The organism is Bradyrhizobium lablabi (assembly GCF_018131005.1).
In the GTDB taxonomy this organism is placed as follows: Bacteria; Pseudomonadota; Alphaproteobacteria; order Rhizobiales; family Xanthobacteraceae; genus Bradyrhizobium; species Bradyrhizobium lablabi_D.
The window spans coordinates 456,740-474,268 of record NZ_JAFCJK010000006.1 but is presented as its reverse complement, the minus strand read 5'-3'; the positions used below and the strand labels follow the sequence as shown (position 1 = coordinate 474,268).

General features: G+C 63.4%; 14 protein-coding genes. 8 read left to right on the top strand and 6 right to left on the bottom strand.

The annotated features are described in order from the left end of the window. Positions 1–98: 98 nt before the first annotated feature. Positions 99–965: a 3-keto-5-aminohexanoate cleavage protein gene (locus JQ553_RS20880; protein WP_212501876.1), complete on the bottom strand. Its 867-nt coding sequence runs from the start codon at positions 963–965 to the stop codon at positions 99–101. A gap of 214 nt (positions 966–1,179) precedes the next feature. Here JQ553_RS20880 and JQ553_RS20875 point away from each other — a divergent pair, with 214 nt between their 5' ends. Then, on the top strand, positions 1,180–2,403 hold the full coding sequence (locus tag JQ553_RS20875; protein ID WP_212501875.1) for an ABC transporter substrate-binding protein: 1,224 nt from the start codon (positions 1,180–1,182) through the stop codon (positions 2,401–2,403). Between the two features lie 77 nt (positions 2,404–2,480). Here JQ553_RS20875 and JQ553_RS20870 read toward each other — a convergent pair whose 3' ends face one another. From JQ553_RS20870 to JQ553_RS20855, 4 genes are all read right to left on the bottom strand, one after another. After that, positions 2,481–3,314 (bottom strand): helix-turn-helix domain-containing protein, encoded by an 834-nt coding sequence (locus tag JQ553_RS20870; RefSeq protein ID WP_212501874.1) that lies wholly within the window; start codon positions 3,312–3,314, stop codon positions 2,481–2,483. A 134-nt stretch (positions 3,315–3,448) separates the two neighbouring features. Then, positions 3,449–4,105: a glutathione S-transferase family protein gene (locus tag JQ553_RS20865; RefSeq protein ID WP_212501873.1), complete on the bottom strand. Its 657-nt coding sequence runs from the start codon at positions 4,103–4,105 to the stop codon at positions 3,449–3,451. Continuing rightward, complete coding sequence (locus tag JQ553_RS20860) at positions 4,102–5,274, bottom strand: acyl-CoA dehydrogenase family protein (protein ID WP_212501872.1); 1,173 nt, start codon at positions 5,272–5,274, stop codon at positions 4,102–4,104. The genes JQ553_RS20865 and JQ553_RS20860 overlap by 4 nt, the downstream gene beginning before the upstream one ends. Before the next feature lie 49 nt (positions 5,275–5,323). Beyond that, positions 5,324–6,460: an acyl-CoA dehydrogenase family protein gene (locus tag JQ553_RS20855; protein ID WP_212501871.1), complete on the bottom strand. Its 1,137-nt coding sequence runs from the start codon at positions 6,458–6,460 to the stop codon at positions 5,324–5,326. A gap of 220 nt (positions 6,461–6,680) precedes the next feature. Here JQ553_RS20855 and JQ553_RS20850 point away from each other — a divergent pair, with 220 nt between their 5' ends. From JQ553_RS20850 to JQ553_RS20840, 3 genes are all read left to right on the top strand, one after another. Continuing rightward, complete coding sequence (locus JQ553_RS20850) at positions 6,681–8,222, top strand: long-chain fatty acid--CoA ligase (RefSeq protein WP_212501870.1); 1,542 nt, start codon at positions 6,681–6,683, stop codon at positions 8,220–8,222. A gap of 122 nt (positions 8,223–8,344) precedes the next feature. Then, positions 8,345–9,568 carry an ABC transporter substrate-binding protein gene (locus tag JQ553_RS20845; protein ID WP_212501869.1) on the top strand — a complete coding sequence of 408 codons (1,224 nt, stop codon included), beginning with the start codon at positions 8,345–8,347 and terminating at the stop codon, positions 9,566–9,568. Between the two features lie 288 nt (positions 9,569–9,856). Beyond that, positions 9,857–12,079, top strand: coding sequence for an acetate--CoA ligase family protein (locus JQ553_RS20840; RefSeq protein ID WP_212501868.1), 2,223 nt, complete (start codon positions 9,857–9,859; stop codon positions 12,077–12,079). 33 nt (positions 12,080–12,112) lie between these two features. Here JQ553_RS20840 and JQ553_RS20835 read toward each other — a convergent pair whose 3' ends face one another. Continuing rightward, the gene (locus JQ553_RS20835) at positions 12,113–12,874 is read right to left on the bottom strand and encodes a trypsin-like serine protease (RefSeq protein WP_212501867.1); all 762 of its coding nucleotides are present in this window, start codon (positions 12,872–12,874) and stop codon (positions 12,113–12,115) included. A 113-nt stretch (positions 12,875–12,987) separates the two neighbouring features. Between JQ553_RS20835 and JQ553_RS20830 the strand changes: the two genes are divergently transcribed. The 4 genes from JQ553_RS20830 (at position 12,988) to JQ553_RS20815 (ending at position 17,528) form a co-directional block, all read left to right on the top strand. Then, complete coding sequence (locus JQ553_RS20830; RefSeq protein ID WP_212501866.1) at positions 12,988–13,620, top strand: HAD-IA family hydrolase; 633 nt, start codon at positions 12,988–12,990, stop codon at positions 13,618–13,620. 241 nt (positions 13,621–13,861) lie between these two features. After that, positions 13,862–14,809, top strand: a complete 948-nt coding sequence (locus tag JQ553_RS20825) for a MoxR family ATPase (RefSeq protein ID WP_212501865.1) — start codon at positions 13,862–13,864, stop codon at positions 14,807–14,809. 5 nt (positions 14,810–14,814) lie between these two features. Further along, positions 14,815–16,191 carry a VWA domain-containing protein gene (locus JQ553_RS20820; protein WP_212501864.1) on the top strand — a complete coding sequence of 459 codons (1,377 nt, stop codon included), beginning with the start codon at positions 14,815–14,817 and terminating at the stop codon, positions 16,189–16,191. Positions 16,192–16,304: 113 nt separating this feature from the next. Continuing rightward, entirely contained in the window at positions 16,305–17,528 is a 1,224-nt protein-coding gene (locus JQ553_RS20815; RefSeq protein ID WP_212501863.1) for a DUF2235 domain-containing protein, read from the top strand. Position 17,529 lies beyond the last annotated feature (1 nt).

The following is a 17,529-nucleotide window of genomic DNA, read 5'->3' as shown; positions in this document are numbered from 1 at the left end:
CATTGCGAGGGGTTAAGCGGCGAAGTCGTCCATGCAGCCATTCGGCGTGGTTCTATGGATTGCTTTCGCCCTAACTCGCAATGACGGTTGGTCTGGCGTTAGTGCCTGACCCCAAAAATTGTTCGCGCTTCCGCCGGGCTTGCGACCTCGCGCCCCGCGCGCCGTGCGCAGGCCGCGAGTGCTTCGACCAGTTGCCCGTTGGACGTCACCTTGGTGCCGTCGCCGAGATAGAACGTGTCCTCCAGTCCGCTGCGCAGGTGCCCGCCCAGGTCGGCGGCACGCTGGTGCAAGGGCCAGATCTCGGCTCGGCCGATCGCGGTGACCTGCCAATGCGCTTCCGGCACCTTGAGCTTCAGCAGGATCGGCAGCAGTTCGGGATCGGCCGGCATGCCCGAGGCCACGCCCATCACGAAATTATATTCGAGTGGGCCGGAATACATGCGGGTCTGCCGGTACATGCCGACGCAGCGCACAATGCCGACATCGAAGCATTCGAATTCGGGGATCGTGCCGACCTCTTCCATCACATCGAGATAATCCTGCACCTTCTCGACCGCGTTATCGAACATCATCGGCGGCCAGGCCCAGGTGTTGTCGGCCTTCACTTTCAGATAATTCAGCGAGCCGGCGTTGCAGGCCGCAATTTCGGGCTTGGTCTCGCGAACGCAGTTCAATGCGCCCTGGTAATTCGGGCCCGAGGTGCCCGTGGTGTGATTGATGATGACGCCGGGGCAGGCCTCGCGGATCGCCTGCTGGATTTCCCTGCTGACGCTGACGTCCCATGACGGCAAGTGGCCCTGGTCCGGCTCCTGCTGGCGCAGATGGATGTGCATGATGCTGGCGCCGGCATTGAACGCGGCCTTGGCCTCACGCGCCATCTGTTCCGGGGTTACCGGAACGTTGTGCTGCTTCGGATCGGTGAGCACGCCGTTCAGCGCGCAGGTGATGACAGCCTTGTCGCTCATCAAATGGGTCCCGGTTGCGGTGCACAGGCGCCGCATGATTTTCCATGATGTGAGATTTGCGGCCACGCCATCTTGCGTTGACTGGCTAGGCTTGCGCCCTCACGTGGCACCACGCCGCCAGCCGGTTAACGCAAGACGGAGAGCCGCGCGTCGCGCTAGCTTTGCGGCAAGCAAAAAACCCGGAACAACGGGCCAATATCGCGGAGAGGACGTCATGGTTTCGATCAACCGGCGGGCTTTGCTCTCGGGCACGACCAGCGTCGCCCTCTCCGCATTCGCAGGTCTCCGCCCCTCCCGGGCCGAGGATACGCCGGGAGTCACCGCTACCGAGATCAGGATCGGCAGCACCACTTCGCTCAGCGGCCCGGTGTCCGCGCTCGGCGTTCAGGCGCGCTGCCAGGAAGCCTATTTCAGGATGCTGAACGAGCAGGGCGGCATCGCCGGCCGGCAGATCAAGTACATCTACTATGACGATGCCTTCAATCCGGCGAAGACGGTCGAGCAGGTGCGGCGCCTGATCGAGAACGACAACGTCGCCTTCCTGTTCAACATGCTGGGCACCGCGCCGAATTCGGCCGTGGTCAAGTACATCAACGCCGCGAAAGTGCCGCATCTGTTCCTGTCGGTGAACGGCGATAAATGGGGCGACTACAAGACATACCCCTGGACCATGGGTTTTGCGCCGAGCGCGCGGACCGAGGCACAGGTGTTCGTCAAATACGCGCTGAGCCAGAAGGCGAATGCCAAATTCGCGGTGCTGTACCAGAACGACGATCTGGGCAAGGATTTCGTCGCCGGGGCCAAGGATGTGCTCGGCGAAAAGTTTCAGGGCGCGGTCGTGATGGCTTCCCACGAAGTTACCGATCCCACGATCGATTCCCAGATCGTCACACTGCGCGGCGCCAGTCCCGATGTTCTGATCTCGGGCACCACGGCGAAATTCGCCGCACAGTCGATTCGGAAGATCCACGAGCTCGGCTGGAAGCCGATGCACTTCATCGCCAGCGGCGCCGCCTCGATCTCCTCGACCATTGCGCCGGTCGGATTCGACAAGGCGCAGGGCACGATCTCGTCGGCGTATGTGAAGGATGTCGCCGATCCAGCCTGGGCCAACGATCCCGGCGTGAAGGCTTTCCTGACTTTCATGGAGAAGTACTTTCCCGACGGCAATCCGAAGGAAGGCTATAACCTCTATGCCTACACCGTGGCGCAGGTGCTCAAGATCGTACTCGAGCAATGCAAGGGCAATTTCGCGCGCGACAACATCATGGCGCAGGCGAACAATTTGAAGGATGTCGAGGTCCCGACGCTGCTGCCCGGCATCCGCGTCAACACCAGCCCGACCAACCATCATCCGCTGCGGCAGCTTCAACTGCAGCGGATCGAGGGCGCGGGCTGGCTGCGGTTCGGCGAGGTGATCCAGGGCGCGAATTTGTGAATTTGGAAGCTTGCAACCAACAGCAATCTTCGCCTCTCCCTGTGGGAGAGTGAGTGCAAGCAGCTGCCACCCGGGCGTTACGTCAACGCCGGCTCACTTACCGCCTGACCGGAGCGGTAGATCGCCAGATCCCGCGAGCCGGAGAAGATCGCGCGCGGCTTCAAGCCGTAGAAGCGGCGGATCGAATGGCTGAAATGAGTGCTGTCGGGATAGCCGATGTCCTGTGCCAGGTGTGCAAGGTTGATATCCTGGTTGGCGAAGTGCAGGAGATGCCGCGCCCGCTTCCAGGCGCGGAAGGAGCGGAACGAGATTCCGGTCTCCTCCTTGAACAGATGCAGGAAGCGCGACGGTGACAGTCCGGCTTCCGTGGAACAGCTCGCCGCCGTCACCGGCTCGCCGGAGAATCGTCCGATCCGGCCGATCGCGCGCACCACGCGCGGATCGAGCACGCGCTGCGGCAGCGCATCGCCGAAGCACATGATATCGAATTCGGCATTGGAGATCGCGTCGCGATATTGCATCTCGGCAAGCGTCGCATAAGCGGCGCGGATGCGGTTCGCAAACTCCGCGGCATCGGCGCCTTGCAGGCGGCGGCCGAGCGCCTCCAGCGTGCCGTCGGGCACACTTTCCGGCTCGATCGCGACGCAGATCGCCGAGCGATATTCGCTGGTGATGGTGTGGCGCATGTTGGGCATGGTCACGGCGAGTTCACCATGCGCCTGCCGGCCGTCGCCGGTGGACAAATGCAGGCCGTCGCGGATTGCGACATAGACATGGAATGCCCCGGGGCAGCGCTCGCGCGGGCGGCCGAGCAGCCCGGCGTAAAACACCCGTTCCGGCGTGATCAGCATTCGATGGCCGGACTCGCGACCCTTCGCGTCGACGACCTTGACGTCCATGACATTGTCCATGGCAGGTTCCTCCGCGCGCGGCTCTTTTGGCCGCTGCGACAGCGGCTACCATAGCGCAAATTGGGGTGCTGTCACGGGTAGCAACCGGGCTCATTCCGGGCGTATTCGAGGTGCGAAACCGGAACGACACAAGGCTAAGGCCGCACCCGCGGCGCAACGTTCTGTTCCAGCCCGGCTTTCTGCTCCGCCGCCACGGCGCGCCGGTAGCCGTCGCGCTGCTGCAGCTTGGCCCAATAGGCCGCGACATTCGGCCCGAAATCCTTGGCAAGGCCGATGTTGCTGGCGAGGCGCAGCGCGTAGCCGTTGGCGATGTCGGCGGCGGTGAAGCGGCCGGCGCAGAGGAACTCGGAGTTCGCGGCAGCCGCCTCCACCGCCCGCAGGCGTCCGAAGAACCATTTGGCGTAGTCGGTGGAGACCTGAGGATTGCGCCGCTCCTCCGGTTCGAGCTGGCTGTATCGTAGCACCAGCGTCTGCGGAAATGTCAGCGTGGCGTCGGAGAAATACATCCAGTTCAGGAAGGATCCATAGGCGGGCTCGTCTACGCCGACGATCAGCGGCGTCGGGCCGTATTTGGTCCCGAGATAGTGGCAGATGCCTGAGGACTCAGTCATCTTCGTCTCGCCATCGATCATGAACGGGATGGTGCCGAGCGGATTGATTCCAAGATACTCCTTGGCAAAGACCCGCGGCGGGAACGGCAGCATCTTGAGCTCGTACGGGAGCCCGAGTTCCTCCAGCATCCACAGCGGACGGAACGAGCGCGCGGCGTCGCAGTGATACAGCGTGATCATGAGGCCTTCCCCTTTTGCTTCAGCCCCGGCAGCGTGCCCATCATCTTGCACAAAACCATCAGCATTACCTCGTCGGCGCCGCCGCCGATCGAGGTGAGGCGGCTGTCGCGATAGGCGCGGCTGACTGGCGTCTCGTTGGTGAAGCCCATGCCTCCCCAATATTGCAGGCAAGCGTCGGTGAGCTCGCGCCCCAACCGGCCGGCCTTCAGTTTTGCCATGGTCGCAAGCCGTGTCACGTCCTCGCCAGCTACCAGCGCCTCGCCGGCACGGTAGACCAGTGAGCGCAACAGCTCGACCTCGGTCTGCATCTCCGCGAGCTTGAAGTGCACCACCTGATTGTCGAGGATCGATCCGCCGAATGCCTTGCGACTGCGCGTGTATTCGATCGTCTCGTTGATGATGTATTCATGCGCCTTCAGGCAGGCCGCCGCGCCCCACAACCGCTCCTCCTGGAACTGGATCATCTGGTAGGTGAAGCCCTGGCCTTCCTCGCCGATCCGGTTGCGCTTGGGCACCCGCACATTGTCGAAGAAAATCTGCGCGGTGTCGGAGGAGCGCATGCCGAGCTTGTCGAGCTTTCGCGCGACCTGCACGCCCCTGGTCTTCATCGGCACGCAGATCAGCGACTTGTTGCGATGGACCTGGCCGTCGCTGGTGTTGGCGAGCAGGCAGATCCAGTCGGCCTGCGTGCCGTTGGTGATCCACATCTTGCCGCCATTGATCACGTAGTCGTCGCCGTCGGAGCCGGCCTGCGTCTTGATCGAGGCGACGTCGGAGCCGGCGCCGGGCTCGGAGACGCCGACGCAGGCGACCTGGTCGCCTGAAATCGCCGGCGCCAGGAATTCGCGCCTGACCTCGTCGGAGCCGAACCGCGCCAGCGCTGGCGTTGCCATGTCGGTCTGCACCCCGATCGCCATCGGCACGCCACCGCAGGTTATGGCCCCCAGCTCCTCGGCCATCATCACCGCGTAGGAATAATCAAGCCCCTGGCCGCCGAATTCGACCGGCTTGTTGAGGCCGAGGAAGCCGAGATCGCCGAGCTTCTTGAACAGCTCGTGTGCGGGGAAGATGTCGGCCTTCTCCCATTGATCGACATAAGGATTGATCTCGACCGCGATGAATTTTTGCAGAATGCGGCGCGGTTCGTCGTGGTCGGCGGTGAAGAGCATCTTGGTCCCTCGTCGTTCATTTTTCACCTCGCCCCAAAAGGGGGCGCGATCACAGCCCCATCTGCCGCGAGGCGAGATCCTTCATGATCTCCTCGGTGCCGCCGCCGATCGCGTTGACCTTGACCTCGCGGTAGATGCGCTCGACCTTGACGCCGCGCATGAAGCCGGCGCCGCCGAAGATCTGTACCGCCTCGGAGGCGCAGTAGGCCATGGTCTGCGTCGCCTGGTTCTTCATCATGCAGATCTCGGCGACCGGGCTCTCACCCTGACCGAGCCGCCACGCCAGCATCTCGAGCATCGCCTGAGAGGCTGCGACCCTTTGCGCCATGTCGACGATCTTGTGACGGATCACCTGGTGCTGGGCGATCGGCTTGCCGAAGGTCTTGCGTTCCTTGGCATAGGCGATCGCCTCGTCGAGGCAGACGCGGGCATAGGCGGTGCAGCTCGCCGCCATGCCCATCCGCTCGCTGTTGAAGTTCTGCATGATGATCTTGAAACCCTGGCCCTCTTCGCCGATCAGGTTTTCGGCCGGCACGCGGCACTCGTCGAAATGCAGCGTTGCGGTGTCGGAAGCCCACCAGCCCATCTTCTTCAGCTTGGTCCGCGACAGGCCTGGCGTATCACCCTCGATCAACAGCAGGCTGACGCCGCCTGCGCCATCGCCGCCGGTGCGCACCGCAACGGTGATATAGTCGGCTCGAACCCCCGAGGTAATGAAGGTCTTCTCGCCACTGACGATGTAATGATCGCCGTCGCGCCGTGCCCTGGTGCGCAGGTTCGCAACATCGGACCCACCGCTTGGCTCGGTGATCGCTAGCGCCGAAATCTTCCTGCCCGACAGCACCTCCGGCAGCACCCGCGCCTTCACCTCGGGCCGTGCCGCGCGCGCGATCGGCGGCGAGCCGATGGTGTGGCTCATCAGGCTCGAGCTGACGCCACCGGCGCCGGCGCGGGCGAGTTCCTGGGACGCCACGATTTTCATGAACTGGTCTGCAGCGACCCCGCCATACTCCTCGGGGAAGCCGAGGGCCAGCAGCCCGACCTCGGCCGCCTTCAGGTAAATTTCGCGGGGGAATTCGCCCTCTTCGTCCCATTGGTGGGCATAGGGCTCGATCTCCTTCGCGACGAAGCGGCGCATCACCTCGCGAAACGCCTCGTGCTCGCCGGTGTAGAATGGGTTCGCCATCCGCTTCGCTCCATTGATTCCCCGCGCCGGACGATGTCCGGAATCCTCCCGCCTCACTTGCGTCGAGTGGCTGCCGTGCCAGCGCGGATGCCCGATCGGGCCATGGACCAGCCACTAAACGCAAGACAGTATCTCGATACGGCCCCTCCACTGCCTGCTCGTGGCATCAAGGGAGCCAGGACCAGGCGGCGCAAGACTGCAGGTCGACGAGGAGGAAGATTTGCCGGTTCGTTACTACGACTGGATCGCCCATCATCGCCGGCGCACGCCGGACAAGGTCGCGCTCATCGATCTCGCAAGCGGCCGACGCTTCACCTATGCCGAGCTCGACGCGCGGGTGTCGCGGCTGGCGGGCCATCTGCGCGACGAACTCGAGGTCGAGCGCGGCGACCGCGTCGCGGTGCTGGCGCTCAATACGACCGATACGCTGGAAGTGCAATTCGCCTGCGGCCGGCTCGGCGCGATTTTCGTGCCGCTCAACACCCGCCTCACAGTTCCCGAACTGAACTACATCGTCGGCGACGCAGCACCTGGCGTCATGATTCACGACGACGATCTCGCCGAGACCGCGCTTGCGGTCGCAAAGCTCTGCAACGTCGCCGCGGCGATGAGGCTTGGCCGCGGCGGCTCCTACGAGGCCGCCATCGCGGCGGCCAAGCCGCTGGAACAGATCGAGAAAGTCATGCTCGATGACATCTCGACCATCATGTACACGTCGGGCACGACCGGCCAGCCGAAAGGCGCGATCATCACCCACGCGATGACATTCTGGAATTGCGTCAATCTCGGCGGTCCCGCCTATATCGCGCCGTCGTCGGTGCTGCTCACGGTGCTGCCGCTGTTCCACACCGGCGGGCTGAATTGCTACACCAATCCGGTGCTGCACTCCGGTGGCACCGTGCTGATCATGCGCGTGTTCGATCCAGCCGAGGCGCTGCGGCTGATCAGCGATCCGGCGCAGGGCATCAACGTGTTCTTCGGCGTGCCCTCGATCTACCAGTTCATGGCGCAGCATCCTGCGTTCGCGACCTCGGACTTCAGCCGCCTGATCATCGGGGGTGTCGGCGGCGCGCCGATGCCTCTGCCGCTGCTCAAGACCTGGGAAGCGCGCGGCGTGGCGCTGCAACAGGGCTATGGCATGACCGAGACCTCGCCGGCGGTAATGGTGCTCGATCGCGAGGACGCCGCGCGCAAGGCCGGCTCGTCCGGCAAGCCGGTGCTGCACACGGAGGTCCGGATCGTGCGTCCCGACGGCACCGATGCCGCCGTCGGCGAGCTCGGCGAACTCTGGGTCAAGGGACCGAACATCACGCCCGGCTATTGGAACAGGCCGGATGCCAACGCCTCGTCCTTCACCGATGGCTGGCTGCACACCGGCGACGCGACGCGGATCGACGAGGAGGGCTTCTACTACATCGTCGACCGCTGGAAGGACATGTACATCTCCGGCGGTGAAAACGTCTATCCGGCCGAAGTCGAGAGCGTGCTGCATCAATTGGCGGCAATTGCAGAAGCGGCCGTCATCGGCATCGCCGATGAACAGTGGGGCGAGGTCGGCATGGCCGTGATCGCGGTGAAGCCCGGCCACTCGCTTGCGCCCGCCGAGATCCACGCCCATTGTCAAGCCAATCTGGCGCGGTTCAAATGCCCTCGCCTGATCGAGTTTGTCGAAGCCCTGCCGCGCAATGCGACAGGCAAGATCCACAAGCCCACGTTACGAAAGCAATTCAGTCAACCGAAGCCGACCGATACTGCCGCATGATCTCCGCGCGACGGAAGCGTTCGCACGGAGATCATGCGCGATGCTGCCTCGTGACCGTCCGCCGGGAGCGGTTGCGGGTTTTTTCCAAAAGTCCAACCAGAACAATCAAGGGAAATGCCTTTATGACGACCAACAAGAAAATGTCGCTGCTGGCGGCTGCCACGGCGCTCTGCCTGCTCTCCACCCAGGCCGCCTTTGCGCAAAAGAAATACGACACCGGCGCCTCCGACACCGAGATCAAGATCGGCAATGTCGAGGCCTATAGCGGCCCGGCTTCGGCCTACGGCATCATCGGCAAGACCGAGGAAGCCTATTTCAAGATGATCAATGATCAGGGCGGCATCAACGGCCGCAAGATCAACTGGATTTCCTACGACGACGGCTACTCGCCGCCCAAGACCGTGGAGCAGATCCGCAAGTTGATCGAAAGCGACGAGGTGTTTTTGGTGTTCAACGCTCTGGGCACGCCGACCCAGACCGCGGTCCAGAAATATCACAACGCCAAGAAGGTGCCGCAGCTCTTCCTCGCCACCGGCGCCAGCAAGTGGAACGACCCGAAGGAATTCCCGTGGACCATGGGATTCCAGCCAAGCTATCGTGTCGAGGCGCGGATCTTCGGGAAGTACATCCTCAAGGCCAAGCCGGATGCCAAGATCGCGATCTTCTATGCCAATGACGATTTCGGCAAGGACTACCTCGTCGGCCTCAAGGAGATCCTCGACAAATCGTCCGCCAAGATCGTCGCCGAAGAAAGCTACGAGACGACCGAACCGTCGATTGATTCCCACATCGTCAAGCTAAAGGACACCGGCGCCGATGTGTTCGTCAACATCGCCACGCCGAAATTCGCGGCCCAAGCCATCAAGAAGATCGCCGAGCTCGGCTGGAAGCCGATGCAGGTGATGACGGACGTCTCGATCTCGATCGGCGCGGTCATGAAGCCCGCCGGGCTCGAAGCATCCGAGGGCGTGCTGTCGGCGGGCTACCTGAAGGACGCCTCCGACCCGCAGTGGAAGAATGACGAAGGCATGAAGAAGTTCATGGCCTTCATCGAGAAGTACATGCCGGGCGCCAATATCTCCGACGCCAACCTGGTTTACGGCTACGCCGCGGCGCAGACCATGGCGCAGGTGCTGAAGCAAGCCGGCGACAACCTGACGCGCGAGAACGTAATGAAGCAGGCCGCGAGCCTGAAGGACTTCACGCCCGACACGCTGATCCCCGGCATCAGGGTCAACACCAGCCCAACCGACTTCGCCCCGGTCGAGCAGCTCAAGATGATGCAATTCAAGAACGGGCAATGGGAGCTGTTCGGCGACATCATCAGCGCCGAGACCGGCGGCTAGCGCCGGGCCTTGCCCACGGATCGACAGTTGCGAAGCCGCCCTCACCGGGCGGCTTTTAAACCCGCCCGACACCCGGATTAGTGCATCTGCTGCACGCGACCCCGATCGAGCCGGGTTCCTGATTGCGCCGCAAGATTGTCCGTGCCCCGGGATATCACACGCGACGCTCTGGCTTGCGTCGGCGTGAGTTGCCACCCTCTTCCACTCCTCATAAAACAAGGAAAAATCGCCCGCTCGCGGCAATCGGCCGTTGCGGCCAAAGGAAACGACAAGGGTAAGGCAGCCTCCATGGAAGCTCACGTAAGCGCCGTCACTCGTTCATTCCAAAAATGGTCGCCGCCTGCCGCGGCCAGCGACATCGTCAAGAACATCCACGCGATGCTGCACCCGCGCAACATCGTGCTGGTCGGCGCCACCGATAAGCCCGGCAACTATGCCGAACGGATCTGGAACAATCTGATCAAATACCGATATGCAGGCGGCCTGTTCCCGGTCAATGCCAGGCGCGAGACCGTCTGGGGCGTCACCTGCTACAAGGATTTTGCCAGCCTTCCCGAGAAGCCCGACCACGTGCTGGTGCTGGTGCCGGCGCGCTTCGCGGTACAGGTGATCCGCGACGCGGCGGCGGCCGGTGCGCGTTCTGCGACCATCGTTACCTCGGGCTTCAGCGAGTTGCAGGATGAAGAGAGCCAGCGGCTCGCCGCCGAGTTGAAGCAGGCAATCAAGGAAAGCGGGCTTGCCGTTACCGGCCCGAACTGCCTCGGCAATCTGAGCGCCGGTGAAAACCTCTTCACCAATATCGACGACCGCATCGTGACCATGGAGCAAGGTACGGTCGCTATCGTCGGCCAGTCCGGCGCGATCGTGATGGCAATCCGCCAGGCGCTCGAGGACCGCGGCGTCGGTGTCGGCTACATGGTCACGACCGGCAATGAGGCGGGGCTCGAAACGCCCGACCTGATGGCCTATTTCGCCGCCGATCCGAGCATCCGGGTCATCGTGGTCTATCTCGAGGGCGTGCGGAATACGAAAGTGTTCCGCGACGCCTGCAAGGCCGCGCGCGCCGCGGGCAAGCCCGTGATCGCACTCAAGCTCGGCGCCTCCGAAGGCGGCCGGGCGGCGGCGATGGCGCATACCGGCGCGCTCGCCGGCTCGATCGAGACGTTTGATGCGATTTCGACCCGCGAAGGCGTGATCCGCGTTCGTGGCCTGGACGAATTGATCGAGACCACCGAATGCTTCGTCCATGCCGACCCGCCCAGGGGCAATCGACTCGCGGCGGTGTCGCTGTCCGGCGGCAAGCGCGGGCTATTGATCGATGCGTTCTATTCGGCCGGTCTGAATTTTGCGCCGCTGAGCGCGAACGCGACCGAGCAACTCGCAAAGATGCTCGGCCCTGGCAGCATTGTCGGCAATCCGCTCGATGCCGGCTTTGCCGCCGTGGTCGATCCCTCGGTGTACATGAAATCGATCAAGATCATGATCGAAGATCCCGATACCGATATCGTCATCATCGATTCCGAACTGCCGAAGGCGCCGCACGAGCTGCGCGAGCGCAATCTGCGCATCGTCAATGAGATGGCAGGCGAAGCCAACAAGCCGGTGATTTATATCAGCACGATGTCGATCGGATTCAGCGAGCACACCAAGGCGCTCCGCAAGTCGCTGCCGAACGTTGCCGTGCTGCAGGGCCTCGATCGCGCCGTGGGCGCGATCAAATCCCTGATCGAATATGCCAACCTGCGCAAGGAAATCCCCGACATCGTGTCGAGCTCGAAGGCATCAGCGCGCGCGGTGCTGGAGAAAACGCTCAAGAGCGCCAACGGCGCCGCAGCGCTCGACGAGGTTGCCTCGAAGAGACTGCTCAAGGCTTATGGCATCCCGATCTCAAAGGAAGCTGTCGCGCAGACCCCGGCGGAGGCCGTGAAGATCGCCAGGACGATCGGCTTTCCGGTGGTTGCGAAAGTGGTCAGCCCCGACATCCTGCACAAATCCGACGTTGGCGGCGTGGTACTGAACCTTGGCAGCACGGCCGAGGTGAAGCAGGCCTTCAACGATATCACCGCGCGGGTGAACAAGCTGAAGGGCAAGCCCAAGCTCGAGGGCATCCTGATCGCACAGCAGGTCAAGGCGGATCTCGAACTCGTGGTCGGCGCCTCCCTGGACGCCGAGATGGGCCCGGTGGTGCTGTTCGGTACCGGCGGTGTCGATATCGAATTGCTGAAGGACGTGGCGCTGGCCGGCGCACCGCTCGATGCGGCCGAGGCAAAGCAATTGATCGCGAAGACCAAGGCAGGGATCAAGATGAAGGGCTATCGTGGCAAACCCGCATTGCATGAGGCGTCGGCGGTGAAGGCGCTGGTCGGCCTCTCCAATCTGATGGCCGATGCCGGTAACCGCATCGCCTCGATCGACGTCAATCCGTTCCTGATCAACAGCAAGCTCGGCGTCGCCGTCGACGGACTCATCGTGTTGAACAATGCCGCAGCGAATAAGGCGGCCGGGCATTAGATCATGATGCGAGCGCGAGCGCGCGGCTCCGGGTTAGAACGTGGCCCCCCACTGCCGCGCAGTCTGCATCACCCAGTCGCGATAGAGCGTCAGGGGCGTGACGCCGGTAATGCCGCCGCAGCCGGCGGCGCCGTTTGGCCCCGTTGACCAACTGACCACGCCGACGATTGCGGGCCCGCTCTGCTTGTCCTCGAAAACAGGCGCGCCGGAATCGCCGGTGCAGGCGCCGAGCCCGTCGCGCGCGCCCTGGCCGACCGGATCGACGAGACGGATCTGCAGCGTGCCCGGCTTGCCGGTTGCGACCAGCCCCGCGACGCGGACTGTGCCGCCGCTCTTGCCGTCGCCGCGCTGCGTGACGCCGACGCCGGCGACTGTGAAGCGGCCGCCGACCTGGATCGGGATGTTGGGCATGCCGAGCGCCGACGGTGCCTTGCCTGCCGCAGGTGCCGCAAGCTGAAGCAGCGCGACATCGGCGGTTGCGCGATGGTCGATCATCGCCTGCATCTTGAAGGCGGGATGGATCGCGACCGTCCTGACGTCCTGCAGCTTCGGTTGCCGATCCGCGCCATATTCGACGATCTTGTAATCCGCGCCAGGCTGCACGCAATGTGCCGCGGTCAGCACGATCTTCGGCGCGATCAGCGCGCCGGTGCAGAAATTGCCGCGCGAACCAACGATGGTGACGACCGAACGCGCCACGCCGTCGGTCGACGGTGCGCCGCCGCCGACGATGGCAAAGGCGGGCGCGGAGACGAGCGACGCCAGCGTCGCCGCGATCAAGGGCAGTGTCTTCATCGGCGCAGCAATAGCCCGCGCCGCGCATATCGCCAAGCACCTGTTGAGGCTGGCTCCGGCCGGCGATCCGTGTTAGCCGCTCCCGAACAGGCAACAGGCGCGGACAGGCAGGAATGATCGAGGCAGTGATCTGGGATTTCGGCGGCGTCCTGACCACCTCGCCGTTCGAGGCATTCATGCGCTACGAGACCGAACGCGGCCTGCCCGCCGATATCATCCGCCGCACCAATGCCGCCAATCACCTTGAAAACGCGTGGGCCAGGTTCGAGCGCGCCGAGATCGACATCGACGGCTTTGACGAATTGTTCGCGCAGGAATCCAGGGCGCTCGGCGCCGAAATCCGCGGCAAGGACGTTCTGCCGCTGTTGTCTGGCGACCTGCGACCGGAAATGGTCGAGGCGCTGAAGCGCGTCAAGTCCGCCTTCAAGACCGGATGCATCACCAACAATCTGCCGGCGAACGCCATCGGCAGCAAGAGCGGACGCACGCTCTACGTCGCCGAGGTGATGGCCCTGTTCGATCACGTCATCGAGTCGGCCAAGATCGGCTTGCGCAAGCCCGATCCGCGCATCTACCGGATGATGGTCGAGACGCTGCAGGTGGATGCGAAGAACTGCGTCTATCTCGATGATCTCGGCGTCAACCTGAAGCCGGCGCGCGAGATGGGCATGACCACGATCAAGGTGCTCAATGCTGCCCAGGCGATAGGCGAACTCGAAGCCGCGACCGGCCTTACGCTGCGGTGAGGCGCGCTTTCGCGACGCCGTATGCCGACCTCTCCCTGCCGGCGAGAGGTGAATTGAATCCGCCGCAAGGATTTCGTCACGGACGCGACATCCGCGGCTTCCGCCGGTTATTGCGCTCGGCGGAAATGAGCCGGAACCATGCGCCAACCGACAGCGCCGACTGGCCAATCGAGCCTTGTGCTTTGCCCGCAACGGGAGCAGAACAGCTTCGAGTTCTCGAACAACCCCGGAGCTGATCCTCGTGGCTGACACCAGGCCCATCGCGTCGATCGAGGCCGTGGAGAGCGGCCTCGCCGCGCAAGGCTATATCGCGAGCCGGCAGATCGCCACCGCCGTCTATCTGTCGCAGCAGATCGAGAAGCCGATCCTGGTCGAGGGTCCCGCCGGCGTCGGCAAAACCGAGCTCGCGAAGGCGATCGCCGCCTGGCGCGGCATGAAGATGATCCGCCTGCAATGCTATGAGGGCCTCGACGAGGCCAAGGCGCTGTACGAGTGGAAGTATGCCAAGCAACTGCTGTACACGCAGATCCTGAAAGACAAGCTCGGCGAAGTGCTCGGCGGCGCGCAGACGCTGCATGCGGCGCTCGACCAGCTCCACACCTTCGGCGACGTTTTCTTTTCCAAGGAGTTCGTCGAGCCGCGCCCGCTGCTGCAGGCGCTCGAGCAGCCTTCCGGCTGCGTGCTGCTGATCGACGAAATCGACAAGTCCGACGCCGAATTCGAATCGCTATTGCTGGAAATCCTCTCTGATTTCCAGGTCACGATCCCTGAGCTTGGCACGGTGTCCGCGGTCGCGGCGCCGACGGTGATCCTGACCTCGAACAGCGAGCGCGATCTCGGCGACGCCTTGAAGCGGCGCTGCCTGCATCTGCATATCGGATTTCCCGAGCAGCGGCTGGAGGAACGCATCGTCGAGAGCCGCGTGCCCGGCATCTCCCAGGTTCTGCGCAAGCAGATGGTCGGCTTCATCAATGAGATCCGCACGCTTGATTTGAAGAAGCTGCCGTCAGTGAGCGAAACGATCGACTGGGCGCGCGTGCTGGTGCTGCTGCAAGCGAGCGAGCTCGGCCACGAGATCGTCAAGGACACGCTGAACGTGCTGCTGAAATACGAAGCCGATATCGAAGCAGCGACGCCGCAGATATCCAGCTTCATCGCCAAGGCGTCGCGGCAGGGTGTATTCAGTTAAATCGGATGCGCGAGAACCTGCATCGCTTCTTTCGTGCGGCGCGGGGAGCCGGGGTCCGGGTCTCGCCCGCTGAAAGCATCGATGCGATGCGGGCGGTTTCAGAGGTCGGCTTCGCCGACCGCGCCATCCTGCGCGACACGTTCCTGCTGACGCTGGCCAAAACCCAGGACGAGAAGCGCGCGCTCGGCGACTGTTTTGATCTGTTTTTTAGCCGGCCGGAGCCGCAAGAGGAAGCTTCCGAGCAACGGAAGTCCGACGATCAGGAAAAGGCGGGCGGCGATCCCGCGGCCGAGGCGCATGGCGGCGCGGCGGGCGGCGTGCAGAGCGAGATCGTCGGGCCGCTGGCGCAGATGCTGCTGTCGCAGGACCGCGGCGCGATCTCGGCGGCGATCGCCAATGCCTCAGGCGCAGCGTCGCTCCCGGATATCCGCTACTTCACCCAGCGCGGCATCTTCCAGACCCGCATCCTCGACGCGATGGGCATCCAGCGCCTGCGCGACGACATCGATGATCTGACCGCGAGCAATCCCGCGCTCGCCGAACGGCTGCTGGACGCGCTCAATGGTTTGCGCGGCACCGTCCGAGACGCCGTTTCGCAGGCGCTGTTGCTCTATGGCCGGGAGGAGGCGGAGAACCTGCGCAACGAGATCCTGCGCAATGCGCCGCTGGCGCGAATCGAGCCGCGCCAGGTCGAGCAGATGCGTATCCTGATCCGCCAGATCGCACGGCGTCTGCGCGAACGCTACTCGAAGCCGCGCAAGCGCCAGCGCCGCGGCCATCTCGACGTTCGCCGCACGCTCCGCCGCAACGCAGCCTGGGGCGGCGTGCCCTTCCTCACCGCCTGGAAACGCAAGCATCGCGACCGGCCGAAGATCGTGGCGCTGTGCGATGTCTCGGGCTCGGTCGCCCGTGTCTCGGATTTCTTCCTGCTGTTGATCCACAGCCTCCATGAGGTGGTCGACGACGTCCGCTCGTTCGCCTTTTCCGGCAATCTGATCGAGGTCAGCCGCATCCTGGAATCCAAGCCACCGGAAGAGGCGATGGCCGAGATCATGTCCAAGGTCGGCTTCGGCTCGTCCGACTACGGCAATTCATTGGCGGATTTCGAAGACGGATGGATGAACACAGTCACCCCGCAGACCACCGTGATCGTGCTCGGCGACGCCCGCAGCAACAACCTCGATCCGCGCGCCGACATCCTGCGCCGGATCGGCGAACGCTCGAAGCGGCTGGTGTGGCTCAACCCCGAGGGCCGCATGACCTGGGGCTTTGGCGATTCCGAAATGCCGCGCTACGCGACCTTCTGCAGCGTCGTGCGCCAATGCGCCACGGCGAAGCAACTCGAACGCGCGGTGTCGGATATTGTGGCGACTTATCAGTAGTTCGGTTGCAAACTGTGATCGGCCGGCTGATAATGACTTCAATTACAGATTGAAGCTTGTTCATTTTGACCTACGATGGATGATGGTCCACGATGGCCACGGGGGAGCGTGGGATGCCAAAGGACATCGTGATCTGCTGCGACGGCACCGGAAACGAGATCGGCGCCAATATTTCCAACGTCCTCAAGCTGTTTCGCGTTCTCGAGAAGAGCGAGCGGCAGCGGGTCTATTACCATCCGGGTCTCGGCACGATCGGTCTGCAGAGTACCTGGGGGCGTCTGAAGCAGGAAGCGCGTGGCGTGCTCGGGCTTGCCACCGGCGCCGGCCTCGACAAGGACACGCTCGGCGCCTACCTCTTCCTGTGCAAGGCTTGGGAGCCCGGCGACCGGGTCTGGCTGTTCGGCTTCAGCCGCGGCGCCTATACGGTGCGCGTCCTCGCGGCCTTCGTCCATGTGATGGGGTTGTTGCCGGTCGATCAGCTCGACCTCGCCGGCTATGCCTTCTCTTCCTACAAGAAAGCAAGTTCCGACAGTCAGAAGGTCGATGGCACCCCCGATGACTCGGCGCTGAAGGAAGCCTGGCATTTCAGCCAGATAGCCGGCGGCCGCATCATCGAGATTGAGTTCATTGGGGTCTGGGACACCGTCGCCTCGGTCATCGTGCCGCGACAGGACAAGTTTTGGTTCGACCTGCAGACCCTGCGCTTCACCCGGACCAATTCGAGCGTCAAGAAATTCCGACAGGCTATCTCGATCGACGAGCGGCGCCGCATGTTCCGGCTCAACCGCTGGACCGAGCCGCAGAAATTCCGCTCGAACCCATTCGACGCGTCGACTGCGGTCGACCAGGACATCCGCCAGGTCTGGTTTGCCGGCGTGCATGGCGATGTCGGCGGCGGGTATCCCGAGAACCAGAGCGGGCTGTCGAAATTTCCGCTGGTATGGATGATCGAGGAGGCCAACGCCGCCGGGCTTCATATGGATCAGGCGTTGATCGATCACTACGCCTGGGGCCTGCCGATGCCGCCGAGCAGGCATGAATATGTGCCGCCGAATGCGCTGGCGCAGTTGCACGTGTCCCTGAAGGGCGCCTGGGAGATCCTCGAATGGCTGCCGAAGAGCGACAAATGGAAGGAGTGGCCGGAGCGCAAATCCTTCCTCGGCTACTATCTGCCGCGCGGCGAGCCACGGCTGATTCCGGACGGCGCGATCATCCATCGCTCCGTGCTGGAACGCTGTGAGAGAGATCCGACCTACCGGCCAATCAACATGCCGAAATCCTACAGGATCGAGGAATTGACGCCGCCTCCGGCCGGCGTCGACGCCAAAGTGGCTTGAA

What these genes read in the sequence shown, in the direction of transcription:
- JQ553_RS20875 (WP_212501875.1), top strand. Translation starts at nt 1,180, where the DNA reads ATGGTTTCGATCAACCGGCGGGCTTTGCTCTCGGGCACGACCAGCGTC.
- JQ553_RS20840 (WP_212501868.1), top strand. Translation starts at nt 9,857, where the DNA reads ATGGAAGCTCACGTAAGCGCCGTCACTCGTTCATTCCAAAAATGGTCG.
- JQ553_RS20880 (WP_212501876.1), bottom strand. Translation starts at nt 965, where the DNA reads ATGAGCGACAAGGCTGTCATCACCTGCGCGCTGAACGGCGTGCTCACC.
- JQ553_RS20830 (WP_212501866.1), top strand. Translation starts at nt 12,988, where the DNA reads ATGATCGAGGCAGTGATCTGGGATTTCGGCGGCGTCCTGACCACCTCG.
- JQ553_RS20845 (WP_212501869.1), top strand. Translation starts at nt 8,345, where the DNA reads ATGACGACCAACAAGAAAATGTCGCTGCTGGCGGCTGCCACGGCGCTC.
- JQ553_RS20865 (WP_212501873.1), bottom strand. Translation starts at nt 4,105, where the DNA reads ATGATCACGCTGTATCACTGCGACGCCGCGCGCTCGTTCCGTCCGCTG.
- JQ553_RS20860 (WP_212501872.1), bottom strand. Translation starts at nt 5,274, where the DNA reads ATGCTCTTCACCGCCGACCACGACGAACCGCGCCGCATTCTGCAAAAA.
- JQ553_RS20870 (WP_212501874.1), bottom strand. Translation starts at nt 3,314, where the DNA reads ATGGACAATGTCATGGACGTCAAGGTCGTCGACGCGAAGGGTCGCGAG.
- JQ553_RS20815 (WP_212501863.1), top strand. Translation starts at nt 16,305, where the DNA reads ATGCCAAAGGACATCGTGATCTGCTGCGACGGCACCGGAAACGAGATC.
- JQ553_RS20835 (WP_212501867.1), bottom strand. Translation starts at nt 12,874, where the DNA reads ATGAAGACACTGCCCTTGATCGCGGCGACGCTGGCGTCGCTCGTCTCC.
- JQ553_RS20855 (WP_212501871.1), bottom strand. Translation starts at nt 6,460, where the DNA reads ATGGCGAACCCATTCTACACCGGCGAGCACGAGGCGTTTCGCGAGGTG.
- JQ553_RS20820 (WP_212501864.1), top strand. Translation starts at nt 14,815, where the DNA reads ATGCGCGAGAACCTGCATCGCTTCTTTCGTGCGGCGCGGGGAGCCGGG.